This is a genomic window from Agrobacterium sp. NPDC058088 (assembly GCF_042885035.1).
GTDB lineage: Bacteria > Pseudomonadota > Alphaproteobacteria > Rhizobiales > Rhizobiaceae > Agrobacterium.
In genome coordinates this window covers 71,985-95,537 of sequence record NZ_JBHVSU010000010.1, presented here as the reverse complement: position 1 = coordinate 95,537, position 23,553 = coordinate 71,985, and the positions used below count along the sequence as shown (strand labels likewise).

Annotated in this window: 23 protein-coding genes; 19 read left to right on the top strand and 4 right to left on the bottom strand. The window is 59.3% G+C overall.

The window, feature by feature from the left end; translation table 11 throughout:
- Positions 1–85 precede the first annotated feature (85 nt).
- Positions 86–1,258, top strand: coding sequence for a 4-hydroxybenzoate 3-monooxygenase (gene pobA, locus ACFVTJ_RS21360; protein ID WP_386910595.1), 1,173 nt, complete (start codon positions 86–88; stop codon positions 1,256–1,258).
- 71 nt (positions 1,259–1,329) lie between these two features.
- On the opposite strand, the gene pcaQ is transcribed toward pobA, so the two are convergent.
- Positions 1,330–2,265, bottom strand: coding sequence for a pca operon transcription factor PcaQ (gene pcaQ, locus ACFVTJ_RS21355; RefSeq protein ID WP_386910594.1), 936 nt, complete (start codon positions 2,263–2,265; stop codon positions 1,330–1,332).
- Positions 2,266–2,359: 94 nt separating this feature from the next.
- Here pcaQ and pcaD point away from each other — a divergent pair, with 94 nt between their 5' ends.
- The 11 genes from pcaD (at position 2,360) to aroQ (ending at position 10,989) form a co-directional block, all read left to right on the top strand.
- Positions 2,360–3,157, top strand: a complete 798-nt coding sequence (gene pcaD / locus ACFVTJ_RS21350) for a 3-oxoadipate enol-lactonase (protein ID WP_386910593.1) — start codon at positions 2,360–2,362, stop codon at positions 3,155–3,157.
- A 3-nt stretch (positions 3,158–3,160) separates the two neighbouring features.
- Complete coding sequence (pcaC, locus tag ACFVTJ_RS21345; RefSeq protein ID WP_386910592.1) at positions 3,161–3,580, top strand: 4-carboxymuconolactone decarboxylase; 420 nt, start codon at positions 3,161–3,163, stop codon at positions 3,578–3,580.
- Positions 3,577–4,317, top strand: a complete 741-nt coding sequence (gene pcaH / locus ACFVTJ_RS21340; protein WP_386910591.1) for a protocatechuate 3,4-dioxygenase subunit beta — start codon at positions 3,577–3,579, stop codon at positions 4,315–4,317. Before pcaC ends, pcaH begins: the two co-directional genes overlap by 4 nt.
- 2 nt (positions 4,318–4,319) lie before the next feature.
- Positions 4,320–4,940 carry a protocatechuate 3,4-dioxygenase subunit alpha gene (pcaG, locus tag ACFVTJ_RS21335; protein WP_386910590.1) on the top strand — a complete coding sequence of 207 codons (621 nt, stop codon included), beginning with the start codon at positions 4,320–4,322 and terminating at the stop codon, positions 4,938–4,940.
- Between the two features lie 68 nt (positions 4,941–5,008).
- Positions 5,009–6,070: a 3-carboxy-cis,cis-muconate cycloisomerase gene (locus ACFVTJ_RS21330; protein ID WP_386910589.1), complete on the top strand. Its 1,062-nt coding sequence runs from the start codon at positions 5,009–5,011 to the stop codon at positions 6,068–6,070.
- A gap of 363 nt (positions 6,071–6,433) precedes the next feature.
- The gene (locus ACFVTJ_RS21325) at positions 6,434–7,102 is read left to right on the top strand and encodes an amino acid ABC transporter permease (protein WP_144576432.1); all 669 of its coding nucleotides are present in this window, start codon (positions 6,434–6,436) and stop codon (positions 7,100–7,102) included.
- Between the two features lie 10 nt (positions 7,103–7,112).
- Entirely contained in the window at positions 7,113–7,763 is a 651-nt protein-coding gene (locus ACFVTJ_RS21320) for an amino acid ABC transporter permease (RefSeq protein WP_209091468.1), read from the top strand.
- Between the two features lie 43 nt (positions 7,764–7,806).
- Positions 7,807–8,646 carry a transporter substrate-binding domain-containing protein gene (locus tag ACFVTJ_RS21315; protein ID WP_386910588.1) on the top strand — a complete coding sequence of 280 codons (840 nt, stop codon included), beginning with the start codon at positions 7,807–7,809 and terminating at the stop codon, positions 8,644–8,646.
- A gap of 202 nt (positions 8,647–8,848) precedes the next feature.
- A complete protein-coding gene (locus ACFVTJ_RS21310; protein WP_386910587.1) occupies positions 8,849–9,607 on the top strand; it encodes an amino acid ABC transporter ATP-binding protein in 759 nt (252 codons plus the stop codon).
- A 72-nt stretch (positions 9,608–9,679) separates the two neighbouring features.
- Complete coding sequence (locus ACFVTJ_RS21305; protein WP_386910586.1) at positions 9,680–10,549, top strand: shikimate dehydrogenase; 870 nt, start codon at positions 9,680–9,682, stop codon at positions 10,547–10,549.
- The gene (gene aroQ, locus ACFVTJ_RS21300; RefSeq protein ID WP_065655344.1) at positions 10,546–10,989 is read left to right on the top strand and encodes a type II 3-dehydroquinate dehydratase; all 444 of its coding nucleotides are present in this window, start codon (positions 10,546–10,548) and stop codon (positions 10,987–10,989) included. Before ACFVTJ_RS21305 ends, aroQ begins: the two co-directional genes overlap by 4 nt.
- Here aroQ and ACFVTJ_RS21295 read toward each other — a convergent pair.
- Positions 10,964–11,656 (bottom strand): TetR family transcriptional regulator, encoded by a 693-nt coding sequence (locus ACFVTJ_RS21295; protein ID WP_386910585.1) that lies wholly within the window; start codon positions 11,654–11,656, stop codon positions 10,964–10,966. The genes aroQ and ACFVTJ_RS21295 overlap by 26 nt on opposite strands.
- 124 nt (positions 11,657–11,780) lie before the next feature.
- Here ACFVTJ_RS21295 and ACFVTJ_RS21290 point away from each other — a divergent pair, with 124 nt between their 5' ends.
- Positions 11,781–13,682: a bifunctional sugar phosphate isomerase/epimerase/4-hydroxyphenylpyruvate dioxygenase family protein gene (locus tag ACFVTJ_RS21290; protein WP_386910665.1), complete on the top strand. Its 1,902-nt coding sequence runs from the start codon at positions 11,781–11,783 to the stop codon at positions 13,680–13,682.
- Between the two features lie 63 nt (positions 13,683–13,745).
- On the opposite strand, the gene ACFVTJ_RS21285 is transcribed toward ACFVTJ_RS21290, so the two are convergent.
- Positions 13,746–14,054, bottom strand: coding sequence for a putative quinol monooxygenase (locus ACFVTJ_RS21285; RefSeq protein ID WP_386910584.1), 309 nt, complete (start codon positions 14,052–14,054; stop codon positions 13,746–13,748).
- A 474-nt stretch (positions 14,055–14,528) separates the two neighbouring features.
- Between ACFVTJ_RS21285 and ACFVTJ_RS21280 the strand changes: the two genes are divergently transcribed.
- From ACFVTJ_RS21280 to ACFVTJ_RS21260, 5 genes are all read left to right on the top strand, one after another.
- Positions 14,529–16,349 (top strand): ABC transporter ATP-binding protein, encoded by a 1,821-nt coding sequence (locus ACFVTJ_RS21280; RefSeq protein ID WP_386910583.1) that lies wholly within the window; start codon positions 14,529–14,531, stop codon positions 16,347–16,349.
- 41 nt (positions 16,350–16,390) lie between these two features.
- Positions 16,391–17,926, top strand: coding sequence for an ABC transporter substrate-binding protein (locus tag ACFVTJ_RS21275; protein WP_386910582.1), 1,536 nt, complete (start codon positions 16,391–16,393; stop codon positions 17,924–17,926).
- 73 nt (positions 17,927–17,999) lie between these two features.
- Positions 18,000–18,923, top strand: coding sequence for an ABC transporter permease (locus ACFVTJ_RS21270; protein WP_172965715.1), 924 nt, complete (start codon positions 18,000–18,002; stop codon positions 18,921–18,923).
- Between the two features lie 6 nt (positions 18,924–18,929).
- Entirely contained in the window at positions 18,930–19,778 is an 849-nt protein-coding gene (locus tag ACFVTJ_RS21265; protein WP_386910581.1) for an ABC transporter permease, read from the top strand.
- A 3-nt stretch (positions 19,779–19,781) separates the two neighbouring features.
- A complete protein-coding gene (locus ACFVTJ_RS21260; protein WP_386910580.1) occupies positions 19,782–21,515 on the top strand; it encodes a M14 family metallopeptidase in 1,734 nt (577 codons plus the stop codon).
- 26 nt (positions 21,516–21,541) lie between these two features.
- Here the strand turns inward: ACFVTJ_RS21260 and ACFVTJ_RS21255 are convergent, their stop codons facing one another.
- Positions 21,542–21,913 (bottom strand): hypothetical protein, encoded by a 372-nt coding sequence (locus ACFVTJ_RS21255; RefSeq protein ID WP_174037709.1) that lies wholly within the window; start codon positions 21,911–21,913, stop codon positions 21,542–21,544.
- A 375-nt stretch (positions 21,914–22,288) separates the two neighbouring features.
- Between ACFVTJ_RS21255 and ACFVTJ_RS21250 the strand changes: the two genes are divergently transcribed.
- Positions 22,289–23,461, top strand: a complete 1,173-nt coding sequence (locus tag ACFVTJ_RS21250) for an ABC transporter substrate-binding protein (RefSeq protein WP_386910579.1) — start codon at positions 22,289–22,291, stop codon at positions 23,459–23,461.
- Positions 23,462–23,553: the final 92 nt, after the last annotated feature.

Sequence of the window (23,553 nt, the reverse complement as noted above, 5' to 3'; positions counted from 1 at the left end):
GTGCAATTTACGGATCAGAAAGTCCATTGAGCTTCCGGCAACGCTTGGTCAATTTCTTGACCGGAGAGAAGTTCGGGAGGAAACAATGCGTACACAGGTCGTCATCATCGGTTCGGGCCCATCGGGGCTGCTGCTTGGCCAGCTTCTGGCGAGAGCCGGCGTCGAGACCGTCATTCTCGATCGGGTCAGCAAGGACTATATCCTTGGCCGTGTTCGCGCCGGCGTGCTGGAAGAAGGCACCGTGCAGCTTATGGAAAAGGTCGGCGCGGATAAGCGCTTGCGCCGCGAGGGCCTGCCGCATGAGGGTTTTTCGCTGACCTTCGACGGTCGAGACCACCGCATCGATCTCTTCGATCTCACCGGCGGCAGCCAGGTCATGGTCTATGGCCAGACCGAGGTGACCCATGATCTGATGGATGTGCGTGAGGCGGCAAACCTTGTGACCATCTACGACGCTGCCAATGTCGAACCGCATGATTTTGATGGCGCAAGTCCCTATGTCACCTATCAGAAAGACGGCGTAAGCCACCGGATCGATTGCGATTTCATTGCCGGCTGCGATGGTTTTCACGGGGTGAGCCGCAAATCCGTGCCCCAAGGCGCGATCAAGGAATTCGAAAAGGTCTACCCCTTTGGCTGGCTCGGCATTCTGGCCGAAGTGCCGCCGGTCAACCACGAACTCATCTATGCCAACCATCCGCGCGGTTTTGCGCTCTGCTCCATGCGCTCGCACACGCGCAGCCGCTATTACATTCAATGTTCGCTGGAGGATCGGCCGGAAGACTGGAGCGACGAGCGCTTCTGGGATGAAATCCGCCGGCGCCTGCCGGAAAACCATGCGGATGTCATGGTGACCGGCCCATCCTTCGAAAAATCGATCGCGCCGCTCCGATCCTTCGTCAGCGAGCCGATGCGGTTTGGACGGCTGTTTTTAGCGGGGGACGCCGCCCATATCGTACCGCCGACGGGCGCCAAGGGCCTTAACCTTGCCGCCAGCGACGTCCACTACCTGAGCGAAGCACTGATCGAATTTTATCACGACAGGTCCAAAGCCGGCATCGATGCCTATTCGCAGAAGGCGCTTTCCCGCGTCTGGAAGGCTGTGCGCTTCTCCTGGTGGATGACGACGATGATGCATCGTTTTCCCGATACCGACGATTTCGGCCAGCGCATTCAGGAAGCGGAACTGGCTTATCTCGTGCAATCACGCGCCGCCTCGACGGCGCTTGCGGAAAATTACGTGGGGCTTCCCTATTAGGGGCCACGCCATTTGCGTCGACGTCGTCCTCGTACCTATTGTAAAGGCCCAAGACGACGTCGCACGTGTGTTCACCCTTCAGTCTTCCCATCCAGCAACTCGCCCGCCGCCTCACGTATGGCCTGCATCAGCAGCGAGAGCGGCAACGAGGGCTGCGTATCGGCCCGGACCGTCAGCCCCACCGGACCGCTGGTATCGCCGGTTTCGACCGGCAGGATGGCCAGAATGCCATCGGCCACATCCGCCGCCACGACGCCCTCCGAGATGATCCAGATCGCATCGCTGGTGCGCAGGAAAGCGCGGCCGAAGGCGTCGGACACGGTTTCGATGCGGATCGGCAGAGCCGGAACGCCGTTGGCGATCAGGAACTGCTCGACGACGGGGCCGATGACGGATTGTCTTGTCGGCATCAGCACCGGATATTCATGCAGATGATCGAACACCGAAACACCGGGTGAGAGAAGCGGGTGGCCCGCGCGCACCACGAAGCGCACCCTTTCCGAATAGAGATGCTCGAAGGAAAACCCGGCCATCTTCTGCGGCGCCGCCAGACGTCCGACGACGAGATCGAGATCGCCGACACGCAGTTGCTCCAGCAGAACGGCGTTCTCGCCCGTCACGATCTTCACCGGGCTGCCGGTCTTTTCCGCCAGAAAACCGGCCATCGCCTTCGGCATGATCCGGACCGAAACCGTAGGCAAAGCCCCTACCCGCACCGGCGGGCCGGCGCGCGCCGCCTCCTGTGACACCGAATCGACCGCCTGACGCAGCGCCGTCATCGTCGCGCCGGCGTGGCGCAGGAACACCTCGCCATAGCGGCTGATGCGAATGCCACGTCCTTCCCGGTCAAACAGCGAAACGCCGAGAATCTCCTCGAGCTCGCGAATGGTCTTCGTCACCGCCGGCTGGCTGACATGCAGGATTTCCGCAGCGCGGATGACGCTTTTTTGCCGCGCCACCTCCACGAAAGTCTGCAGGTGCCGGAATTTGATACGCTGATCGACCATCGCTCGTATAATCTCCAGGTTATGATTTTCATCTATAATGTCATTTTACTTAACCGGAACGCGCTTGCAATATCCTTCGCAGGAGGAGCATGCCATGCATTTTCTGCGCTGCGGCGAGACTGTGATCCATTATCGCGTCAAGGGATTGGACAGCGGCAAACCAGTCATCGCCTTCATCAACTCGCTCGGTACGGATTTCCGCATCTGGGATGCGGTCATCGAGGTGCTGGGCGACGACTATGCTTACGTCCTGCACGACAAGCGTGGTCACGGGCTTTCCGATGTCGGGCGTGCCCCCTATTCGATAGACGATCATGCCGGCGACCTGATTGCGCTCCTCGATCATCTTGGCGTCAAAAACGCCGTCATCTGGGGATTGTCGGTCGGCGGTCTCATTGCGCAGGGCCTTTATGCGCGCCGGCCGGATCTCGTACGCGCATTGGTGCTCAGCAATACCGCGCATAAGATCGGCACAGCCGAAATGTGGAATGCCCGCGTCCATAAGATCGCCGCCGATGGCCTTGCCTCGCTGGTGGATCCCGTCATGGAGCGCTGGTTCACGCCCGCCTTCCGCCGTCGGGACAATGCCGCCTATGCCGGTGCCTGCAACATGCTTTCCCAGCAGCCCGAGGCCGGTTACAGCGGCACCTGTGCTGCCATTCGTGACGCGGATTTCACCGAAGAGGCAGGCCGCATCGCCGTGCCGACGCTTTGTGTTGCGGGCGATCAGGACGGCTCGACCCCACCGGAACTGGTGCAATCGCTGGCGGCTCTCATCCCCGCGAGCCGCTTCCACACCGTCGCCGGCTGCGGCCACATCCCCTGCCTTGAACAGCCGCTTGCCTACACGCAGGCAGTTTGCATTTTTCTGAAGACCTTGCCGGAGCACTGACCGATGGCGGACCATATCAACAAGAACGAACGTTTCGAACAGGGCATGAAAACCCGCCGCTCGGTGCTGGGTGACGCCCATGTCGACCGCGCGCAGACCTTGACGACTGCTTTCGACCAGCCCTTCCAGCAGCTTATCACCGAAGGGGCATGGGGCACGGTCTGGTCCGGCACCCACTTCACGAAGCGTGAGCGCTCGATCGTCACCATCGCCCTGCTGGCGGCACTGGGGCAGGATGAGGAGCTTGCCATGCATGTGCGCGCCACCGTCAATACCGGCGCCACGGAAGCGGATATTCGCGAAGCGCTGATGCATGTGGCGATCTATGCCGGCGTGCCCGCTTCCAACCATGCTTTCAAGATTGCCAAGCTTGCTCTGGCGGGTATGAAAGCTGATAGTTCCAGTGAGGAGGAGACGAAATGAGCAACCAGCCGCCCGAAACGGGACCGTTCTTCGCACGTAACCGCGATATTCACCCGCTGGCCTATGCGCCCGGCTACAAGACCTCGATCCTGCGCTCGCCGCAGCGGGCACTGATTTCGCTTGAGGGCACCAAGAGCGAGATCACCGGACCGGTCTTCGGCCACGGCATGCTGAACCCGCTGGATAACGACCTTATCCTCAACTATGCCCGTCCCGGCGAAATGCCGGTCGGTCCACGTATTCTCGTTCACGGCCGGGTGCTGGACGAGCGTGGCTGCGGCGTCGATGGCGCATTGGTAGAGTTCTGGCAGGCCAATGCCGGAGGTCGTTACCGCCACAAGAAGGAAAGCTATCTCGCCGCCATCGATCCGAATTTCGGCGGCGTCGGCCGCACCATCACGGATGAGAACGGTTATTACTGGTTCAAGACCATCCAGCCGGGCGCATATCCCTGGCCAAATGGCGTCAATGACTGGCGGCCGGCCCACATCCATTTCTCGGTCTTCGGCCATGGTTTCGCCCAGCGGCTGATTACCCAGATGTATTTCGAAGGCGATCCGCTGATCTGGAAATGTCCGATCGTCAAGACCATCCCGGATGAGGATGCCATCAAGCGGTTGATCGCACCGCTGGATATGAATGCCACACTGCCGATGGACATGTTGGCCTACAAGTTCGATATCGTGCTGCGCGGCCGCCGCTCCACCCTTTTCGAAAACCGCATGGAGGGCAACTGACCATGGTTCAGCCGCTCAACTATTTCAAGGAAACCGCCTCGCAGACGGCAGGCCCCTATGTGCATATCGGCTGCACACCCAATTTCGTCGGCATCGAAGGCGTGTTCGAAAAGGATCTCGGTTCCGGTCCGCTTTATAACGACAAGGCCCGCGGCGAACGCATCAGCGTGCGCGGGACGGTTTATGATGGCGCCGGAATGGCATTGAAGGACGCGCTGATCGAAATCTGGCAGGCCGATACCGACGGTTATTACAACAGCCCAAGCGAAACACGCGGCAAGGCCGACCCGAACTTCGTCGGCTGGGGCCGCTCGCCCGGAGACATGGATACCGGCGAATTCGTCTTCGAGACCATCAAGCCCGGCTCAGTGCCGTTCCGCGATGGCCGTCCGATGGCGCCGCACATCACCTTCTGGATCGTCGCGCGCGGCATCAATATCGGCCTGCAGACCCGCATGTATTTCCCGGAAGAACAGGAGGCGAATGCCGCCGATCCGGTTCTTGCCCGCATCGAGCAGAAAAGCCGCATCGCCACGCTCGTCGCCAAAAAAGAGGAAGGCAACGTCTATCGTTTCGATATCCGCCTTCAGGGCGAAGGCGAAACCGTGTTTTTCGATATCTGACGCATATCGCGCAAAAGTGTGCAGCGGTTTTGCAACAACGATATGCGCAAAAGAAAGCGAGCCGGACGATGAGCCTTTCCCCCTTCGAGCATCCGTTCCTGTCAGGCCTTTTCGGCGATAGCGAAATCGTCGAACTGTTCTCGGCAAGGGCTGATATTGACGCCATGGTCCGTTTCGAGACGGCTCTGGCGCAGGCGCAAGCGGAGACTGGCATCATCTCCGAGGATGTGGCGGAGGCAATCGTCTCCGGGCTTTCGGACTTCGCCGCCGATTTGACCGCCCTTCGTCATGGCGTCGCGAAAGACGGCGTGGTGGTGCCTGAACTCGTGCGGCAGATGCGGGCAGCCGTCGCCGGCAAGGCGGCGGACAAGGTTCATTTCGGCGCAACCAGCCAGGATGTCATCGATACCAGCCTGATGCTCCGGCTGAAGGCTGCGGTCGAGATCATCGCCGCCCGGCTCGGCCACCTCATTGACACCCTGGGCGACCTGGCCTCCCGCGATGGCCACAACTCCTTGACGGGTTATACCCGTATGCAGGCCGCCATCGGCATCACGGTGGCCGAGCGCGCGGCAAGCTGGATCGCGCCGCTTGAGCGCCATCTGCTCAGGCTCGAAACCTTCGCGCAGAGCGGTTTTGCCCTGCAATTCGGCGGCGCCGCCGGTACGCTGGAAAAGCTCGGCGACAATGCCGCAACGGTGCGCGCCGACCTTGCAAAACGGCTGGGCCTTGCTGGCAGACAGCAATGGCAGAGCCAGCGCGACGGCATCGCCGAATTCGGCAATATTCTCTCGCTCGTGACAGGCTCACTCGGCAAGTTCGGGCAGGATATCGCGCTGATGGCCGAACTCGGCACAGAGATCCGTCTCTCCGGCGGCGGCGGTTCTTCGGCCATGCCGCACAAGCAAAACCCCGTCAATGCCGAAACGCTGGTGGCGCTCGCCCGCTTTAACGCCGTGCAAATCTCCGCACTGCACCAGTCGCTCGTGCATGAACAGGAACGCTCCGGCGCAAGCTGGATGCTGGAATGGCTATCGCTTCCGCAGATGGTGACGGCGACCGGCGCTTCGCTGTTAATAGCCGATCGTCTGGCGGCGCAGATAGACCAGCTGGGGACGAGCAAAGACTAGCCGGACCTGCTTTGGCCTGCTCTTTAAGGTGAAGTTTAAGCGGCGAGCCGCTGCTCTATCGCAGATCAGGCTCGTGACAACGAGCAAGTGGAAGTGCACCACTTTAGTTATTGATAATAAACGACTTATTTGCCGGTCAATAATATTTGAAAAACAGTTTCAGGACTGCTTTTTCATCGCATGTACGACTTGACACCAAAATGAACTAACTGGTACAAACATTATCAGCAAGCCCATACCCGGACGAGGAATGAGAGTTCCGGGATGAGCAGAACCGGGTGGAGGGCTTCGACGCGAAAAAGGTCGTCGAAGCATTACGGACAGGAAAATTACCTGTCCGAGCCCGGATGGGTTGGAGGAAGAATGTCTTACAGTCTCGATTTTTCGGCGGTCATCGAGCGTCTGCCCGAGCTGCTTTTGGCCTGTCTGGCGACAATCGGCCTGGCGATTGCCGGCATGTCGCTTGCTACCGTCATTGGCGTTCTGGGCGTCGTCGCCCGCCGTTCTCGCTTTAAGCTGCTGCGCGGGCTCGTCATCGGTTTTGTCGAAGTCATCCGCAACACGCCGTTTCTTGTGCAGATTTTCTTCATCTTCTTCGCCCTGCCGCAGATCGGTGTCAAACTTAACCCGACGGCCACGGCGATCATTGCGCTTGCCCTGAACGGCGGCGCCTATGCGATTGAAATCATTCGAGGTGGCGTCGATTCCATTCCAAAGGGCCAGGTGGAGGCAGGCCTTGCGCTGGGTCTTCATCGCGCGCAGATCTTCCGCCATATCATCCTTAAACCGGCTCTCCGGGCCGTGTATCCCTCGCTCACAAGCCAGTTCATCATGCTGACGCTGACCACGTCGGTCTGCACCTCGATTGCCGCCTATGAACTGACCTCGGTCGCTCAGAAAATCGAGGCGGATACGTTCCGGTCCTTTGAAGTCTATTTCTCGATCACGCTACTTTATCTGATCATTTCCTCGCTGATGATGGGCATTTTCGCACTCATCTCGCGCACATCCTTCAGCTATCCGGTCAAGTGAGGAGAAGACAATGGCATCCATCGGCCCCAACGAACTCTTCTTCCTCATGCAGGGTCTCAAATGGACCCTCGCGCTGACCCTCATCGGATTCATCGGCGGCGGCATCTTCGGTCTCTGCGTGGCGCTTGCCCGTGTGGCCGACAGGCCGGCAGTCCAGCGGGCAAGTGCCGCATTCATCGCCGTGTTCCAGGGCACGCCGCTCCTGATGCAGCTCTTCGTCGTCTATTACGGCGTGGCGCTTGCCGGACTCAATGTGGATGCGTGGATCGCGGTGGCCATCGCCTTCACCCTGCATGCCAGTGCTTTTCTGGGTGAAATCTGGCGCGGCGGCATCCAGGCGGTGCCAAAGGGTCAGACGGAGGCAGCCAACGCACTCGGTCTTCATTATGTGTCTCGAATGAAAGACGTGGTGCTGCCGCAGGCCTTCAAGATTTCGCTGCCGGCCACCATTGGTTTCCTGGTGCAGCTCATCAAGGGCACCTCGCTTGCCGCGATTGTCGGCTTCGTGGAGCTCTCCCGTGCGGGCCAGATCGTCTCCAACCAGACGTTCCGCCCCCTCACCGTCTTTGCCATCGTCGGCATCATCTATTTCCTGATCTGCTGGCCGCTTTCCCTGTGGGGCGCCGGTGTTGAAAAGCGGCTGCAGGCCGCGTCCCGTTAATCATCAAAAATCATCTCATCAGCTTTGTAAGGAGGAGCAAAAGATGAACACCACCACTATGAAATTCTCACGTCGTGCGATGCTCGCACTCGCTGCGGCAACGGTCGCCCTGCCTTTCGTGGCGCCGGTCGATGCCTTTGCCGGCACCGTGGAAGAAGCCAAGGCCAAGGGCAAGGTCGTGATCGGCATTCAGGGCGACAATTCGCCGTGGGGCTTCGTCAATTCCAGCGGCGTTCAGGACGGTCTCGATGCCGATATCGGCAAGGCTTTCGCCGACTATCTTGGCGTGAAGGTTGAGTTCGTACCGCTCGCTGTCGCCAACCGCATTCCGGCACTTTTGACCGGGAAAGTAGATGTCCTCTTCGCAACCATGGGCATGACTGCAGAACGCGCCAAGACCATCCAGTATTCCAAGCCCTATGCCGGTAACGTGCTCTCCGTCTACGGTCCCAAGGACAAGAAGATTGCTGGTTACGACGATCTGACCGGCGTTGCCGTCGGCGTTCCGAAGTCGAGCGCCATGGATACGGCTATCACTGCCGGCGCCGGCTCCAAGGCCAATATTCTGCGTTTTGACGATGACGCCGCCAATATCCAGGCGCTGATTTCCGGCCAGGTTGAAGTCGTTGGCGGCAACCAATTCTACGGTGACCGCCTGAACAAGGCTGCTGATGGAAAATACGAATCGAAGTTCGACCTGACGACGCTTTACAATGGCGCCGGCACCCGCCCAGGCGAAAAGGACTGGAACGAAACCATCAACGCCTTCCTCGACAAGATCAAGTCGGATGGCCAGCTCGCCAAAATCTACGACAAGTGGATGAAGCGCGAAGTGCCTGCCTTCCCGGAAAGCCTGCCTGATATCCCGTTCACCGTGAAGTGACCCTTCACCCGCGGTGCAAGATCGAAATATCGGGAAACCGATGGGATTCTTCAGACAAAAGACAGCATGCGTACTGCGCTTGCCGTCGGATTGGCAGCTTGCTGCCAATCCTGACGCCTGCGGGTGCAAGTGCCAGAACATTTGAAGAAGACGTCCCCTGCATCGTCAACTGAAACTCCTGCTTAGCATGAAGGAACGTTCCATGCCGCAATCTGCCGAACAGGCTCCGCTGATCGCCCTCGAAGGGGTTGGAAAGTGGTATGGAGCCTTCCACGCGCTGAAAAACGTCAACATCACCGTTCGCAAAGGCGAGAAGATTGTGCTTTGCGGGCCCTCCGGCTCGGGAAAATCAACGCTCATCCGCTGCATCAATCACCTGGAAGAGATCCAGGAAGGCAAGATTACGGTCGAGGGCACAACGCTGTCGGATTCGAGCCGCGCCATCGATGCGGTTCGCCGCGAGGTGGGGATGGTCTTCCAGAGCTTTAATCTTTTTCCGCACAAGACCATCATGGAAAACTGTACGCTTGCCCCGATGCGGGTAAAGGGCGTCTCGAAAGCCGACGCCGAGGCGACGGCGCGCAAATATCTGGAGCGCGTGCGGATACTTAATCAGGCAGACAAATACCCGGCCCAGCTGTCCGGTGGCCAGCAGCAGCGTGCGGCGATCGCGCGTGCGCTCTGCATGGAACCGAAGGCCATGCTGTTTGATGAGCCGACGTCGGCTCTCGACCCGGAAATGGTCAAAGAGGTGCTCGACACCATGATCGGTCTTGCCCGCGACGGCATGACGATGATCTGCGTGACCCATGAAATGGGTTTCGCCCGGCAGGTTGCCGATAGAGTGATCTTCATGTCGGAAGGCGAGATCATCGAAGAAGGTCCGCCGGACGAATTTTTCCGCGACCCCAAGCACCAGCGCACGCGCACGTTCCTCGGTGAAATTCTCGCCCACCACTGAGGTTCGCGCGCTCTTAAGGCGGGCGGGCACCGTCCCGCCTCTCCCACACCGTCCGACGAGCGACACCTGATCATGACAGAAAAAACATCCTTCAAGGTCGGCCTGATAGGCGCCGACATCCAGCTATCGAAATCGCCTGCTCTGCATATGCGCGAGGGGGCGGCCCATGGTCTCGATTATTCCTATGAGCTTGTGGATGTCACCGCCCGCAAACTGCCGGAAACGGCGCTTCCGGAGCTTCTTTCCGAGCTCGAAGCACGCGGGTTTGCCGGCACCAACATTACCCATCCGTTCAAGCAGGCGGTCATCCCGCATCTGCATGAACTGTCGGACGACGCCCGGATGCTGGGCGCGGTCAATACGGTGGTTTTTCGCGATGGGCGACGGATCGGCCATAATACGGACTGGTATGGCTTTCACGAAAGCTTCGTCCGTGGCCTGCCGGATGCAAAACGGGATCGGGCACTGTTGGTCGGCGCGGGTGGCGCGGGGGTCGCCGTCGCACACGCGGCGTTGAAGCTCGATATTGCCCGCCTTGATATTTTGGATCGGGATATGGCAAGGGCCGAGCGCTTGGCGCAGGATCTCAACGGCCGTTTTGGTGAGGGGCGCGCCTTTGCGGTGAATGACCCGGCTGCGTCCCTGCCCTATGCAGATGGCCTGATCCACGCCACCCCGATGGGCATGCCAGCGCATCCGGGCATGCCTGTTGCCGCCGATCTCATAGAACAGCGACATTGGGTGGCCGACATTGTCTACATGCCGCTTGTGACAGAGCTTTTGGCCACAGCGGCACAGAAGGGTTGCCGCACCTTGCCAGGCGGCGGCATGACCGTGTTCCAGGCCGTTGGCGCCTTCCGGCTGTTCTGCGGACGCGAGCCGGACGCCGAGCGCATGACGGCGCATTTCACCGAACTATGCATGGCGGAGGGCGTAGCATGAGCCTCTTTACGGTCCTCAACGGTCCCAATCTCAACCTGCTTGGCCAGCGCCAGCCGGAAATCTATGGCTATGAAACGCTTGCCGACGTCGAAGCAAACTGCCGCGCCATCGCCGACGCTGCCGGCCACACGCTTTTTTTTGCCCAGAGCAACCGGGAATATGAGATCATCGACTGGATCCATGAAGCCCGCGGCAAGTCCGCGGGCATCGTCATCAATCCCGGCGCGTTCACACACACCTCTGTGGCAATCCTCGATGCCTTGAATACCTTCGAGGCTCCCGTCATCGAGGTGCACATCTCGAACATTCACAAGCGCGAGGCCTTCCGGCACCACTCCTACATTTCACCCCGTGCAGAGGGCGTGATCGCTGGGTTGGGTATCGAAGGATACGAGGTGGCTCTCAGCCACCTTATCAAGCGTCTTTCACGATCTTCGTGAGATGGGCGGGCGCCAGCACATAACGCAGCACCATGTCGCTGGCGTGCCGCGACAAGGTCTCCTGGCCATCATCGGTAAACAGGCTGTCGCCAAAGATAAACGAGAACGTCGCGACATTAGAGACGTTGAAAAACGACAGGGCGCTGATCTGCCAGTGCAATTCCAAGGCGTCGATGCCCTGCCGAAAGATGCCGCTCTGCTGGCCGCGAACCAGCACGCTCTCCAGCGCCTCGATGGCGGTGCGGTTCAACTCGCGTATGGTCCCGGAAGACTGCATGTGCCGCCCGTGGTGAATATTCTCGATCATCACCATTCGGATGAAGGCCGGATTACGCCGGTGGTGATCGAACGTGAACCGACAGAGCTTCTCGAGTGCCGCCACAGGTTCCAGCTCATCCAGGCTCAGATCGCTTTCCCCTCCGCGTACCTTGGCATATGCCTCTTCCAGCACATGCTGATAAAGGCTCTCCTTGTCGGTGAAGTAATAATAGATCATGCGCTTGGACGTCCGCGTGCGCGCGGCGATCTCGTCGATCCGCGCTCCCGACAGACCGTTTTGCGAAAATTCCTCCATCGCCACGGACAGAATATCGCGCCGCACACCCTCCGGGTCCCGTTTCGCCGGGCGAGTTTCTGCTGTGCCTTTGGAAGTCGCGGTTTTCGTCATGGTCGATCAATCCACCCTTGGGCTTGCGGTTACCGCCCACGCCCGTATTATTAACCAATCAGTACATAAGGCTGAAAAGGAAGGCAATATGGCGAGCTATGACACAGCAGGACACGGCATGCCAATGCGCACATCCATTGCAACCGTATCGATCAGTGGCGAATTCCCAGAAAAACTGGCGGCGATTGCCAAGGCAGGTTTTTCGGGCGTTGAGATTTTTGAAAACGATTTCCTGACCTATGATGCTTCGCCGCGCGAGGTGAAGGCGCTGGCCGCCGATCACGGCCTTGAGATTACCCTCTTCCAGCCCTTCCGCGACTTCGAGGGCATGCCGGAACCCCACCGCGCCCGCGCCTTCGAGCGTGCTCAGCGCAAATTCGACATCATGGGCGAACTCGGCACCGATCTGATGTTGATCTGCTCGAATGTCTCACCGGTCTCGCTCGGCGGCATCGACCGGGCCGCGGCCGATTTCCATCAGCTGGGTGAGCTTGCTGCAAAACATGGCGTTCGCGTGGGGTACGAGGCGCTGGCCTGGGGTCGCCATATCAGCGATCACCGCGACGCCTGGGAGGTGGTGCGCCGCGCCGACCACGCCAGTGTCGGCATCATTCTCGACAGTTTCCACACGCTGTCGCGCAAGATCGATCCAAATTCCATCCGCTCCATTCCCGGCGACAAGATCTTCATTGTTCAGCTGGCCGATGCACCGCTGATCGACATGGACCTGCTCTACTGGAGCCGACATTTCCGCAATATGCCGGGAGAAGGCGATCTGCCTGTCGTAGACTTCATGAGGGCCGTGGCGGCAACAGGCTATAGTGGGCCGCTTTCGCTTGAAATCTTCAACGACCAGTTTCGTGGCGGCTCGGCCCGGCTGCTTGCCGAAGATGGCCATCGCTCGCTGATCAACCTCATGGACCAGGTGCGGCGTCTCGAACCCGATATTCGCATCGACGTACCAGCGATGCCGGAACGAGTTGAGACGCAGGGCGTCGAATTCGTCGAATTCACCACGGCACCGGAAGAAAAGGCCAATCTGGAGGCGTTGCTCGCCACGCTCGGCTTTGAGAAATCGGCGCAGCACCGCAACCGCACGGTCGATCTCTATACGCAGGGCGACATCCGCATCGTCATCAATACCAGCGATGATGGCGACAGCTTCGCCGGTGCCTCCTATTCGATCCACGGCACCAATGCCTATGCCTTCGGACTGAAGGTCGATGATGCCAAGGCGGCACTGGCGCGGGCAGAAGCGCTCGGTGCTCCGACCTTTGCCGAACCGCGCAAGACAGGTGAAGTCTCGGTTCCCGCCATTCAGGGCGTGGGCAACGGCGTCATCTATTTCCTTGATGACACCCCCGCACTCGCCTCCATCTGGGACAAGGAATTCGTGCCGATACAGGGGCACAAGACGACCAGCGATGCCGGTCTGACACGTATCGATCATCTCGCGCAAACAACGCATTATGATGAAATGCTGACCTGGCTTCTGTTTTACATCTCGCTGTTTTCCTCCCGCCGCACACCGATGATCGATGTGGTCGATCCGGGCGGGCTGGTGCGCAGCCAGGCGATTGAAAGCGTACCCTCGCCGCATTTTCGCCTGACCATGAACGGTGCCGACAATCGCAAGACCTTCGCCGGCAAATTCTTGGCTGAAGGTTTCGGCACCAGCATCCAGCACATCGCCTTCGCCACCCACGATATTTTCGCAACGGCCAAGGCGATGCAGGCGCGCGGTTTTCAGGCCCTGCCGATCTCGCGCAATTATTACGACGATCTGGAAGCCCGTTTCGGTCTGGAACCGGAACTTTCCGATGCGCTCAGAGCGGCGAGCATCCTTTATGACCGCGACGACAACGGCGAATATTTCCAGATTTACAGCCGCACCTTCGGCGAAGGTTTCTTCTTCGAAATCGTCGAAAGGCGCGGGGCTTACGGCGGTTATGGCGCAATGAACGCCCCCTTCCGCATCGCCGCGCAACGACGGCTTGCGCCGCCGGTTGGCATGCCGAAGGAATAGGTCTCGGCAGCGAAATCCCAACAGGCCGCAGCCGGCAGGAATGCCGCTGCGGCCTGTTCTCATTTATTCCAATGTCGTTATCTCGTAATCGCGTGGAATGGCGGAGGTCGCCATAAACCACTCCGACGCCCGCGTCCGACGCTGATGAAAATCAAAGGCGGCACGATCAGCAAAAAGCTCCTCAACCCGCCAGATCAGGAGATCGTCTGTCTCGGATACCTCAAAGGAAATGCAGCCGGGTTCCTCTCTCGTCAGACGAAGATGTTCAGGAAGGTGGCGCCGGACCAGTTCGACATCATCCCTGGATAAGCATCGTAGAAAACCCCTCAGCCTGACTGCGCCTGCACTATTGTTCACGCTCGGCATTCCCATTCCTTTTGGTTCTTCTCAGCGTTTTTAGTGACACTCAAGGCGGAATACACGCCTCTTTGCGCAGCATTCGGCAGGAGCTCGCGCTCAAAATCGGTGCATATGCGCATTTGTAGAGCAGTACAGAAAAATTGTTCAACACTATGGACATGATTGTTCTGTTTTGTTAGCTTTTTCTATAAAACAAAGGTGGGGGAGAATAAGGTTTCATGCGCATTGTCGAATTGGCGTCCGGCGTTTCGCGTCGGGCGGTGGCCATCGATGTAACCGGCACGGCTGCGGCGGCACTACGGCTACTAATCTGGGGCATCGCTTGTCGTGCGGCCCCTTGTGAAAAAACATCCTGAAGATGCGATCTCACCCGACATTTTCGACATTTCCGTCCGGCGTTGCGCGAAGCTCGCCTGCCCATCACCCTTTTCTTTTTCCTGATCACCGCGCCCCTTCACCGGCGCAGGCCACGCCGGAGACGCTGATATGACCGCCGCAAACGCAAACGCCCTCCTGTCCGTCGAAGGCCTGAGCGTCGAGTTCGGTCATAGCCGCGTCGTGGACGATATTTCCTTCAGCGTCGAGCCCGGCCGCACGGTGGCGATCGTCGGCGAATCCGGTTCGGGAAAGTCGGTCACGTCGCTCTCCACCATGCGCCTTGCGGACATGATGGGCGCGACCTACCCCACCGGCAAAATCCTGTTTAAAGGCAGGGACTTGCTGAAGGCCTCTCAGAAAGAAATGCGCTCGATCCGCGGCAAGGAGATCGCCATGATCTTCCAGGAGCCGATGACCTCGCTCAACCCCGTCTTCACCATCGGCGACCAGATCTGCGAAGTGCTTGTCCTGCATGAGAAGATGGGTAAACAGGCGGCGATGGCGGAAGCACAGAAGCTGCTTGAAATGGTGCGCCTGCCCGATGCCGCCGAGCTTCTGAAGCGATACCCGCACCAGCTTTCCGGCGGCATGCGCCAGCGCGTGATGATTGCCATGGCGCTCGCCTGTCGCCCCAAGCTTCTGATCGCCGACGAACCGACGACGGCGCTCGACGTGACCATTCAGGCGCAGATCCTCAACATCATGCGCGATCTTCAGAAAAAGCTCGGCATGGGCATGGTCTTCATCACCCATGATATGGGCGTGGTGGCGGAAATGGCCGATGACGTCGTCGTCATGTGGAAGGGCAAGAAGGTCGAGGAAGGCCCGGTCAAGGATATCTTCGCCAATCCGCAGCACCCTTACACGCGCGCCCTGCTTTCCGCCGTTCCCCGCCTTGGCAGCATGGAAGGTGAAGCCTTCCCGAAGCGCCTGCCGCTCACCGTGCTGCAGGATGGCCAGCCGGTCGTGATCGGTGAAGAGCGCGTGCAAAATACCGCGAAATACGACCAGAAGCCGCTTCTGTCAGTCAAGGATCTGTTCGTTCGCTTCGATATCCGCAAGAACCTCTTCGGCAAGGCAACGCACCGGTGCAGCGCCGTGCAGAAGGTCAGTTTCGATATTCATGCCGGCGAAACGCTGGCGCTGGTGGGCGAATCCGGCTCGGGCAAATCCACCATCGGCCGCACCATCCAGCAGTTGCAGTCGGCCATCTCGGGCGAAATAACCTTCAACGGCCGCAGCTTTGCACAGATGTCGGCGGCGGAACGCTTCCGCATGCGTCAGGAAGTGCAATATATCTTCCAGGACCCCTTCGCCTCGCTCGATCCGCGCAAGACTGTTGGTTTCTCGATTGCCGAGCCGATCAACACCCATGGTTTGATCAATGATCAGAAGGCCGTAAAGCGGCGGGTGGATGAATTGCTGGAGCGTGTGGGCCTCTCCTCCGAGCACGCCGCGCGGTATCCGCACGAGTTTTCCGGCGGTCAGCGCCAGCGCGTCTGCATTGCCCGGGCGCTTGCCTCCAATCCGAAGCTCATCATTGCCGACGAGGCTCTGTCGGCGCTAGATGTCTCCATTCAGGCGCAGATCATCAATCTGTTCATGGATTTGCAGGCCGAGCGCGGGCTCGCCTATCTTTTCATCAGCCACGACATGGCTGTCGTGGAAAAGATGAGCCACCGCGTCGCCGTGCTTTATCTTGGCCAGATCATGGAAATGGGCAGCCGCCGGCAGGTGTTCGAAACACCGACGCATGATTACACCCGCCGCCTGCTATCAGCCGTGCCGGTGGCTGATCCGACCATAGAGCGCCGCATCGCCATGATCGAGGGGGAGATTCCAAACCCCGTGCGCCGTGTCGGCGATGAGCCGGCCATTCTCGCCCATGAGGAAATCAATCCGGGCCACTTCATCGCGAAGAGCGCCTGAATAACAACCAGAACCACAACCATCTGAAGAGGAACAGGTAGATGACAATAATCAAGAAGGGGATGACGACAACGTTCGTCGCGCTTGCCATGGCCGCCACGGCCTTGACCGCCGCACCGGCTCTTGCCGCCGGCAAGATGACCATTTCCAGCCCGCAGGATCCGGGCAGCTGGGATCCGATCGACACCTTCCTCGTGCAATGGGCGGCTGTCGCCACCAACATTTTCGATGGCCTCACCTATCGCGGACCGGACCTGAAACTTGTGCCCGGCCTTGCCGAATCCTGGGAAGAGCTGGATGAGGGCAAGCGCATCCGCTTCAAGCTGCGCCAGAACGTCAAGTTCCACAATGGCGAGCCCTTCAACGCCACCGCCGTCAAGTTCACCTTCGAGCGCCTTCTCGGCGAACAGGGTGCTAAGGGCCCGCAGCGCTCCAACTATGTTTCCATCGAAAGCGTTGATGTCATCGACGATTACACCGTCGACATGAAGCTGAAGGCGCCGGATCCGGTGCTTCTGACCAAGCTTGCCGGTTATGGCGGCATGATCGTGCCGCCGAAATACATTCAGGAAAAGGGTGAGGACAACTTCAACCTCAATCCGGTCGGCACCGGCGCGTTCAAATTCGTATCCTATGCGCCGAAGACCAACATCAAGCTTGAAGCCAACCCGGATTATTGGGGCGGTGCGCCGAAGCTTTCCGAACTGGAATACCGCTTCATCTCCGAGCCGGCGACCGCCGTTGCCGAATTGCAGGCAGGCCGCGTCGATCTCGTCATTCCGCCCACCATTCCGATTGGCATGATCCCGGTCATCGAAGGCGATTCCAAGCTTCAGATCGTCAGCGTTCCCGGCCCGACGGTGGATGCGTTGCGTTTCAACACCCGTGACGGCATCACCGCCGATCCGAAGGTGCGCAAGGCCATCATCATGGCGGTCGACCGCGGCACGATCGTCAAGTCGATCCTCGCCGGTCAGGCATCGGAAATCGCCAGCTTCCAGAGTGCGCTGTCCTTCGGTTACGACGCCGATCTGAAACCGCTGCCCTACGATCCGGCAGGCGCCAAGAAGCTTCTCGCGGAAGCCGGCGTCAAGCCGGGTGCGGCGCTCCAGATCGATATCCGCGGCAACGATGCGACGATGAACGAGGTGGCGCAGGTCATCTCCAGCTACCTCTCCATGGTCGGCATCACCGCCACCATCAAGCCCTATGAAACCAACGTTCTCCTGAACGACATCATTCCGCAGGGCAAGACCGGCGCGATGTTCCAGCAGAAATGGGGCGGCTGGACCTTCGATTACGACAACACCGCCTATTCCATGTATCACTCCGGTGAAAAGTGGAACCCTTACGACAAGGACGAAAAGCTGGACAAGCTCCTGGAATCCCAGCGTCCGCTGACCGACCGTGCCGAGCGCGAAAAGATCCTCAAGGAAATCGGCAGCTACACCGCCGAACGCGCGCTGGAAATCCCTCTTTACAACACCAATGCCATTTACGGCATCAACAAGCGGGTCAAGGGTTTCGTCGCACCGCCGGATAACCGCCTGAAGCTGACCGACGTCACCGTCGAATAATCAGGCTGGTTTCTGATCAACACCTTGCCCGCCGAATGCGGGCAAGGCCGGATCTCTCTTCAAGGTAAAAAACGTGGCCGGTTTCCTCATCAAGCGATTGCTGCAGGCGATTTTTGTCGTCATCGCCATCACCCTTCTCGTTTCCTTCGCAATCCGCCTGACGGGTGACCCCGCCGTCACCATGTTCCAGGGCGGCGGCAGCATGACGGAAGATGATCTGGCGCGCATCCGTGCGGCGCTCGGCACCGACCGGCCGTTCTTCGTGCAATATTTCAGCTTCCTGAAGGGCCTCGTGACGCTCGATTTCGGCCGCAGCTTCACGGGCAGCACGCCGGTCTCGCGCCTCATTGCCGATGCCCTGCCCGCAACGCTGCTTCTCGCCTTCATCTCCATGGCGGTGTCAATTGCGCTTTCCATTCCGCTCGGCATCAAGGCGGCGACCTCGCGCGGCAAGACGGCCGATCAGGTGATCCGCATCTTCTCGCTCGTCGGCCTGTCCTTCCCGAATTTCTGGCTGGCCACCATGCTGGTGCTGTTGTTCTCCATCACGCTCGGCTGGCTGCCGCCAAGCGGCATGGGTGGTTTTGCGAGCTACATCATGCCCGCCGTCACCATGGGCGTCATCCTCACCGCCACCAATGTGCGCCTGGTGCGAACCGCAATGCTCGATACGCTGCGCTCGCAATATGTCATGGTGGCACGCGCCAAGGGGCTCAGTGAAAGCAAGGTTCTCTACAAACACGCGCTGCGCAACTGCGCCATTCCGCTGATTACCTATTTCGGCCTGCAATTCGGCGGGCTGCTCGGCGGCATCGTCGTCATCGAGCGCGTCTTCAACTGGCCGGGCCTCGGCACGCTGGCCTTCGACGCGGTCGGCGCGCGTGACTATCCTGTGCTTCAAGCCGTTATCACCGTGCTGTCGCTGATGATCGTCGGCATCAACCTTCTGGTCGATATCGCCTATGGCCTTGTCGATCCGCGCATCCGCACGGAGTAAGTGACGATGTCTGCCAAAACCTCGCGTCTCGCGCGCTTCACCAATCTCGAATTCGTCCTCGGCGCGTCGCTGACAACAATCATCTGCCTTGCCGTCGTCTTTTCCGATGTGCTGTTTCCGGGCGGTGCGGACAAGATCGACCTGATGGCGCGCCTTGCTAAACCCTTCGCCAATGCCGCCCATCCGCTCGGCACCGATCCGCTCGGGCGTGACGTTCTCGCCCGTGTCGTCGCTGGCGGCAAGATTTCGCTGCTGGTCGGTTTCACCTCGGTCATCGGCGCTGTCATCTTCGGCGTCGTGGTTGGCCTGGTGGCGGGTTATTATCGCGGCTTCTGGGATATGCTGGTCATGCGCTTTGCCGATATCCAGCTCGCCATGCCCTTCATCCTGCTCGCCATTACCTTCATAGCGATCGTCGGCGGCAGCCTTACCAACACCATCATCCTGCTGATCGTCTCGCAATGGGTGCAATATGCGCGTCTCGTGCGCGGCTCGGTGCTGACGCTCAGGGAGCGGGAATTCATCCTTTCGGCCCGCGCCATCGGCGTAAAGGACTGGCGCATCATCCTTCAGCACCTGCTGCCAAACCTCATCGGCCCGGTCATCGTGCTGATGACGCTGAATGTCGCTAACAACATCCTGCTGGAAAGCAGCCTCACCTTCCTTGGTCTCGGCGTTGATCCGACAATTCCAAGCTGGGGCGGCATGCTGGCGGATGGGCGTACCTATCTGCAGACGGCATGGTGGGTTAGCGTCTTTCCAGGCCTTGCTATCCTTCTCACCGTGCTTGGCCTTAACCTTCTCGGCGACTGGCTGCGCGACAGCCTTGACCCAACAGGCAGAACCTCGAGGTAACCCATGAGCCAGATTTTCGACCAGACTTTCGCGCGCACTCTGGATACGCTGGTCGCCCGCGCCGAGCCCGGCCAGTCCTTCGAGGCATGGACCTTCGATGATGCCAAGAGTCGCCGCGAGGCTGAAAACAGGCTGAAGAAAAAGGGGGTCAGCGCCCGCATCCGCAACGCCTACAAGCCGCTTCTCTTCACCTTTCTGGAAGAGATCAATTTCGATGGCGTTGACGCCATCGAGGTGCATTACCCGGTGCACGAGAACGCCCCCGCCAACCGTTTCCGGCTGGAGGCCTATCCGCTGGCGGCGCTGGTGGGCGATGCCAAGCTGGATTTCATCGCCCGCGAGGACGACGCCTTCCATTATGACGTTACGCTGAGCCGCAACGGCAAAACGGAAACTCTCAAGGTTCTCGCTCCAAACCGGGTCCATACCGATATCGTGGGTGAAACCAATGTCTCTCCCACCGGCTGGTTCCGGCTTGCCGGTGATGCCTTGGGCGAACGGCTGGAGACAGAATACGAACAGCTTTTCCATGCGGCAATCAACGCCGTCGCCAATCACGACTGGGGCAATGACGAGCCCTATTTCGAGGAGCTGAACATCCGCGTCGCGCATCCGGCTGAGGACTTGGCCCTCTCCGTTGGTGATGAGGTCGTCAGCCTGCGCGAGGCGCTGCATGAGGATTTTTACTTCTCGCTCCTGGAGTTCTTCCAGAAAAAGTCAGGCCGTCCCTTGGGTGACAGGGGCCTGAAACCCGGCCAGATCGTGCCGGAAATCGTGAAAAGTGAAGGCGAAGTCTCCGTTCGCATCGAGACACGGCCGCTCACCACAGCCTTCCTTGATGGCGGCGAACAGCTGATCGATGAGGCACGCGAACCGATCGCTGCGGGCCAGATCGCAAAACTGCTCTCAGGCATCGCCGGCGAGGCTTTCGAGGCGCGTTCCCGCTCCGGCCGCACCCTTGCCGCCCGATATGTTACCGGCAGCGATGCTGCCGTGATGATCAGCGGTGGCCAGCATCCGAACGAAACCACAGGCGTCGTCGGCGCGATCCGCGCGGCCCGCAAACTCGTCGCACACAAGGGCGCGCATTTCACGATTTCTCCGCTGGAAAACCCTGACGGTTATGCCCTGCACCAGCGCCTGCGCGTCGACAATCCGCGGCATATGCACCATGCCGCGCGCTATACGGCACTCGGCGATGACCTCGAATATCGCACGCTGGAAAATTCAGGTAGCCATCTCAACGAGAAGGAAATCCGCTTCAAGGCGCAGGAGATAAGTGGCGCGAAGCTGCATGTGAACCTGCACGGTTATCCCTCGCATGAGTGGACCCGACCTCTATCCGGTTATGTGCCGCGCAATTTCGCCATGTGGACGCTGCCGAAGGGTTTCTTCCTCATCATCCGCCACCATGCGGATTGGGAAGAGCGGGCCGAAGCCCTGCTCGACCGGGTGACCCGTCATCTCGGCGCCATTCCCGGCCTGCTCGATTACAATAACCGACAGATCGCGCTCTATGAAATCCATGCCGGAGAAACCGGTTTCCGCATCATCAACGGCTTCCCGTGCCTGTCTTCCGTCGACGACCGCCACACCGTGCCGATGACGCTGATCACCGAATATCCCGACGAGACGATCTACGGCAACGACTTCATCACCGGCCACACCGCACAGATGGAAACGGTTCTATCGGCCTATGATGCCTGGCAGGAGATTCTCGTCGGGGAACTGGCCTGATATTGCGGCCGCCCTCGATGGGCGGCCTATTTTCCCGCCGAACCGGCGAGTTTTTGGTCCCGCTGCTTCTGCAACAGCCTCTTGCCCTTGCTTAGAATATGCATATTAGCGGCATCAAGCTTGTTGTACCCGGCCTGAATAATATCAAGATCGGCAACGTGACCGATTGCTGCCAGCTCATGCATCACGTCGCCAATAGCGACATCGACACTCGGCTTTTGCAGGTTGACCACATCCTCCACAGCAGCGTGCATGCCTTGCGCGTCTCCGCCCATGACGTGATACAGCGCCAGCGCCTTGCGAAGAAATGCTTCGCGGCGCTCGATCTTGTTGTTGAGTATACTTTCGCCAACGCGATCTCGCATCAACTCAACAACTCTATTTTGATATTCGCCCATCAGACACCAAATAAAGTTCACAATATGCTTCGCGAGGCTACAAACAATCCCCTTAGAACTGGTTAAGGCACGAGGCTTGCGCGGGTATGACCGTCATTGTCGAAACAGCACAAAAGCTGGTTTTCATGAGGAAGCATTTCGATACCACGTGCCGTAAAAACACCGGTCGTGATGGCTGCCGCGGCGCTATATAGTGAGAATCACGGGACGATCACTATTGTGCGATCTTGCATGAGACAAACCCTGCGGGACGGATATTGATAACCGTCAGGTTATTTATCACCCCCCTTATTTCATTTTACTTTGGCTACCGCACTCATCAATCTGGCAGCCTGGATCGGTGGATGGGAGCCACGGATCAATTGGGAGGAATTCATGAAATTACGGATCACCGCCGCCATCGCGGCCATCTGCTTCAGTACTGCCGCTTATGCCGAGACCATCAAGGTCGGCGTGGTCGGTCCGTTCTCCGGCCCGTTCGCGCTGCAGGGCAAAAACTTCAAGGCAGGTATTGATGCCTGGTTTGCCCTTCACGGCAACAAAGTGGGCAATGACACGGTAGAAGTCGTTTATCGCGATGTGCCACAGGCCGATCCCGCGCAATCCAAGGCGCTGGCGCAGGAGCTGGTGGTGAAGGAAGGCGTGCAATATCTCGCCGGCTTCTATTTTACCCCCGACGCCATGGCCGTCACGCCGCTCTTAAAGCAGGGCAACGTGCCGATGGTCATCATGAATGCCGCCACTTCGGCCATCGTGACCAAGAGCCCTTATGTGGTGCGCACCTCGTTCACCACCTGGCAGACCTCCACCCCCATCGCCAAGGTGGCCTTTGATGGCGGCGTGAAGAAGGTCATCTCGCTGGTCAGCGATTACGGGCCGGGCGTCGATGCCGAGAACGCCTTCAAGGCGGCCTTCACCGCCGCCGGCGGCGAGGTTGTCGAAAGCATCCGCATGCCGCTTTCGACCAACGATTTCAGCCCCATCATGCAGCGCGTGAAGGATTCCGGCGCGCAGGGCGTATTCGCCTTCCTGCCGTCGGGCCCAACGACGCTCGGTTTCGTAAAGGCCTTTAACGACAACGGGCTGAAATCATCGGGCATCAAGCTTTTCGCACCGGGTGATCTGACGCAGGAGTCCGATCTGCCGGCGCTCGGTGAAGCGGCGCTTGGCATGCAGACGACCTTCCACTACGCCGTCTCGCATGATTCGCCTGAAAACAAGACTTTCGTGGAAGCCGCGACCAAGGCCATCGGCAACCCCAAGGAACTCTCCTTCCCGGCAGTCGGCGCCTTTGACGGCATGTATGTCATCAGCAAGATGATAGAGGCCACCGGCGGCAAACAGGATGCGGAAAAGGCGGTGTCGGCTGTGAAGGGTCTTTCCTGGACAAGCCCGCGCGGCCCTGTCAGCATCGATCCGGAAAGCCGACACATCACGCAGAACATCTATCTGCGCGAAGTGGCCAAGGCAGATGACGGCAGCTACTACAACAAGGAAGTCCAGACGTTCGAAAAACAGGGCGATCCGGGCCTCGCCGCAGCAAAATAACAGCGGCCATTCAAAGCGGGTCGAACCGTCCTTGCGGCGGTTCGGTTCCGGCCCGGTTCGGGCATTGCAGCACCGGGAGGAGCTTTTTCAGC

What these genes read in the sequence shown, in the direction of transcription:
- pcaD (WP_386910593.1), top strand. Translation starts at nt 2,360, where the DNA reads ATGCATTTTCTGCGCTGCGGCGAGACTGTGATCCATTATCGCGTCAAG.
- ACFVTJ_RS21275 (WP_386910582.1), top strand. Translation starts at nt 16,391, where the DNA reads ATGACAATAATCAAGAAGGGGATGACGACAACGTTCGTCGCGCTTGCC.
- pcaH (WP_386910591.1), top strand. Translation starts at nt 3,577, where the DNA reads ATGAGCAACCAGCCGCCCGAAACGGGACCGTTCTTCGCACGTAACCGC.
- ACFVTJ_RS21250 (WP_386910579.1), top strand. Translation starts at nt 22,289, where the DNA reads ATGAAATTACGGATCACCGCCGCCATCGCGGCCATCTGCTTCAGTACT.
- ACFVTJ_RS21310 (WP_386910587.1), top strand. Translation starts at nt 8,849, where the DNA reads ATGCCGCAATCTGCCGAACAGGCTCCGCTGATCGCCCTCGAAGGGGTT.
- ACFVTJ_RS21295 (WP_386910585.1), bottom strand. Translation starts at nt 11,656, where the DNA reads ATGACGAAAACCGCGACTTCCAAAGGCACAGCAGAAACTCGCCCGGCG.
- ACFVTJ_RS21305 (WP_386910586.1), top strand. Translation starts at nt 9,680, where the DNA reads ATGACAGAAAAAACATCCTTCAAGGTCGGCCTGATAGGCGCCGACATC.
- ACFVTJ_RS21265 (WP_386910581.1), top strand. Translation starts at nt 18,930, where the DNA reads ATGTCTGCCAAAACCTCGCGTCTCGCGCGCTTCACCAATCTCGAATTC.
- ACFVTJ_RS21315 (WP_386910588.1), top strand. Translation starts at nt 7,807, where the DNA reads ATGAACACCACCACTATGAAATTCTCACGTCGTGCGATGCTCGCACTC.
- ACFVTJ_RS21290 (WP_386910665.1), top strand. Translation starts at nt 11,781, where the DNA reads ATGCGCACATCCATTGCAACCGTATCGATCAGTGGCGAATTCCCAGAA.
- ACFVTJ_RS21325 (WP_144576432.1), top strand. Translation starts at nt 6,434, where the DNA reads ATGTCTTACAGTCTCGATTTTTCGGCGGTCATCGAGCGTCTGCCCGAG.
- pcaC (WP_386910592.1), top strand. Translation starts at nt 3,161, where the DNA reads ATGGCGGACCATATCAACAAGAACGAACGTTTCGAACAGGGCATGAAA.
- pobA (WP_386910595.1), top strand. Translation starts at nt 86, where the DNA reads ATGCGTACACAGGTCGTCATCATCGGTTCGGGCCCATCGGGGCTGCTG.
- ACFVTJ_RS21255 (WP_174037709.1), bottom strand. Translation starts at nt 21,913, where the DNA reads ATGGGCGAATATCAAAATAGAGTTGTTGAGTTGATGCGAGATCGCGTT.
- ACFVTJ_RS21280 (WP_386910583.1), top strand. Translation starts at nt 14,529, where the DNA reads ATGACCGCCGCAAACGCAAACGCCCTCCTGTCCGTCGAAGGCCTGAGC.
- pcaG (WP_386910590.1), top strand. Translation starts at nt 4,320, where the DNA reads ATGGTTCAGCCGCTCAACTATTTCAAGGAAACCGCCTCGCAGACGGCA.
- aroQ (WP_065655344.1), top strand. Translation starts at nt 10,546, where the DNA reads ATGAGCCTCTTTACGGTCCTCAACGGTCCCAATCTCAACCTGCTTGGC.
- ACFVTJ_RS21285 (WP_386910584.1), bottom strand. Translation starts at nt 14,054, where the DNA reads ATGGGAATGCCGAGCGTGAACAATAGTGCAGGCGCAGTCAGGCTGAGG.
- ACFVTJ_RS21330 (WP_386910589.1), top strand. Translation starts at nt 5,009, where the DNA reads ATGAGCCTTTCCCCCTTCGAGCATCCGTTCCTGTCAGGCCTTTTCGGC.
- ACFVTJ_RS21260 (WP_386910580.1), top strand. Translation starts at nt 19,782, where the DNA reads ATGAGCCAGATTTTCGACCAGACTTTCGCGCGCACTCTGGATACGCTG.
- ACFVTJ_RS21320 (WP_209091468.1), top strand. Translation starts at nt 7,113, where the DNA reads ATGGCATCCATCGGCCCCAACGAACTCTTCTTCCTCATGCAGGGTCTC.
- pcaQ (WP_386910594.1), bottom strand. Translation starts at nt 2,265, where the DNA reads ATGGTCGATCAGCGTATCAAATTCCGGCACCTGCAGACTTTCGTGGAG.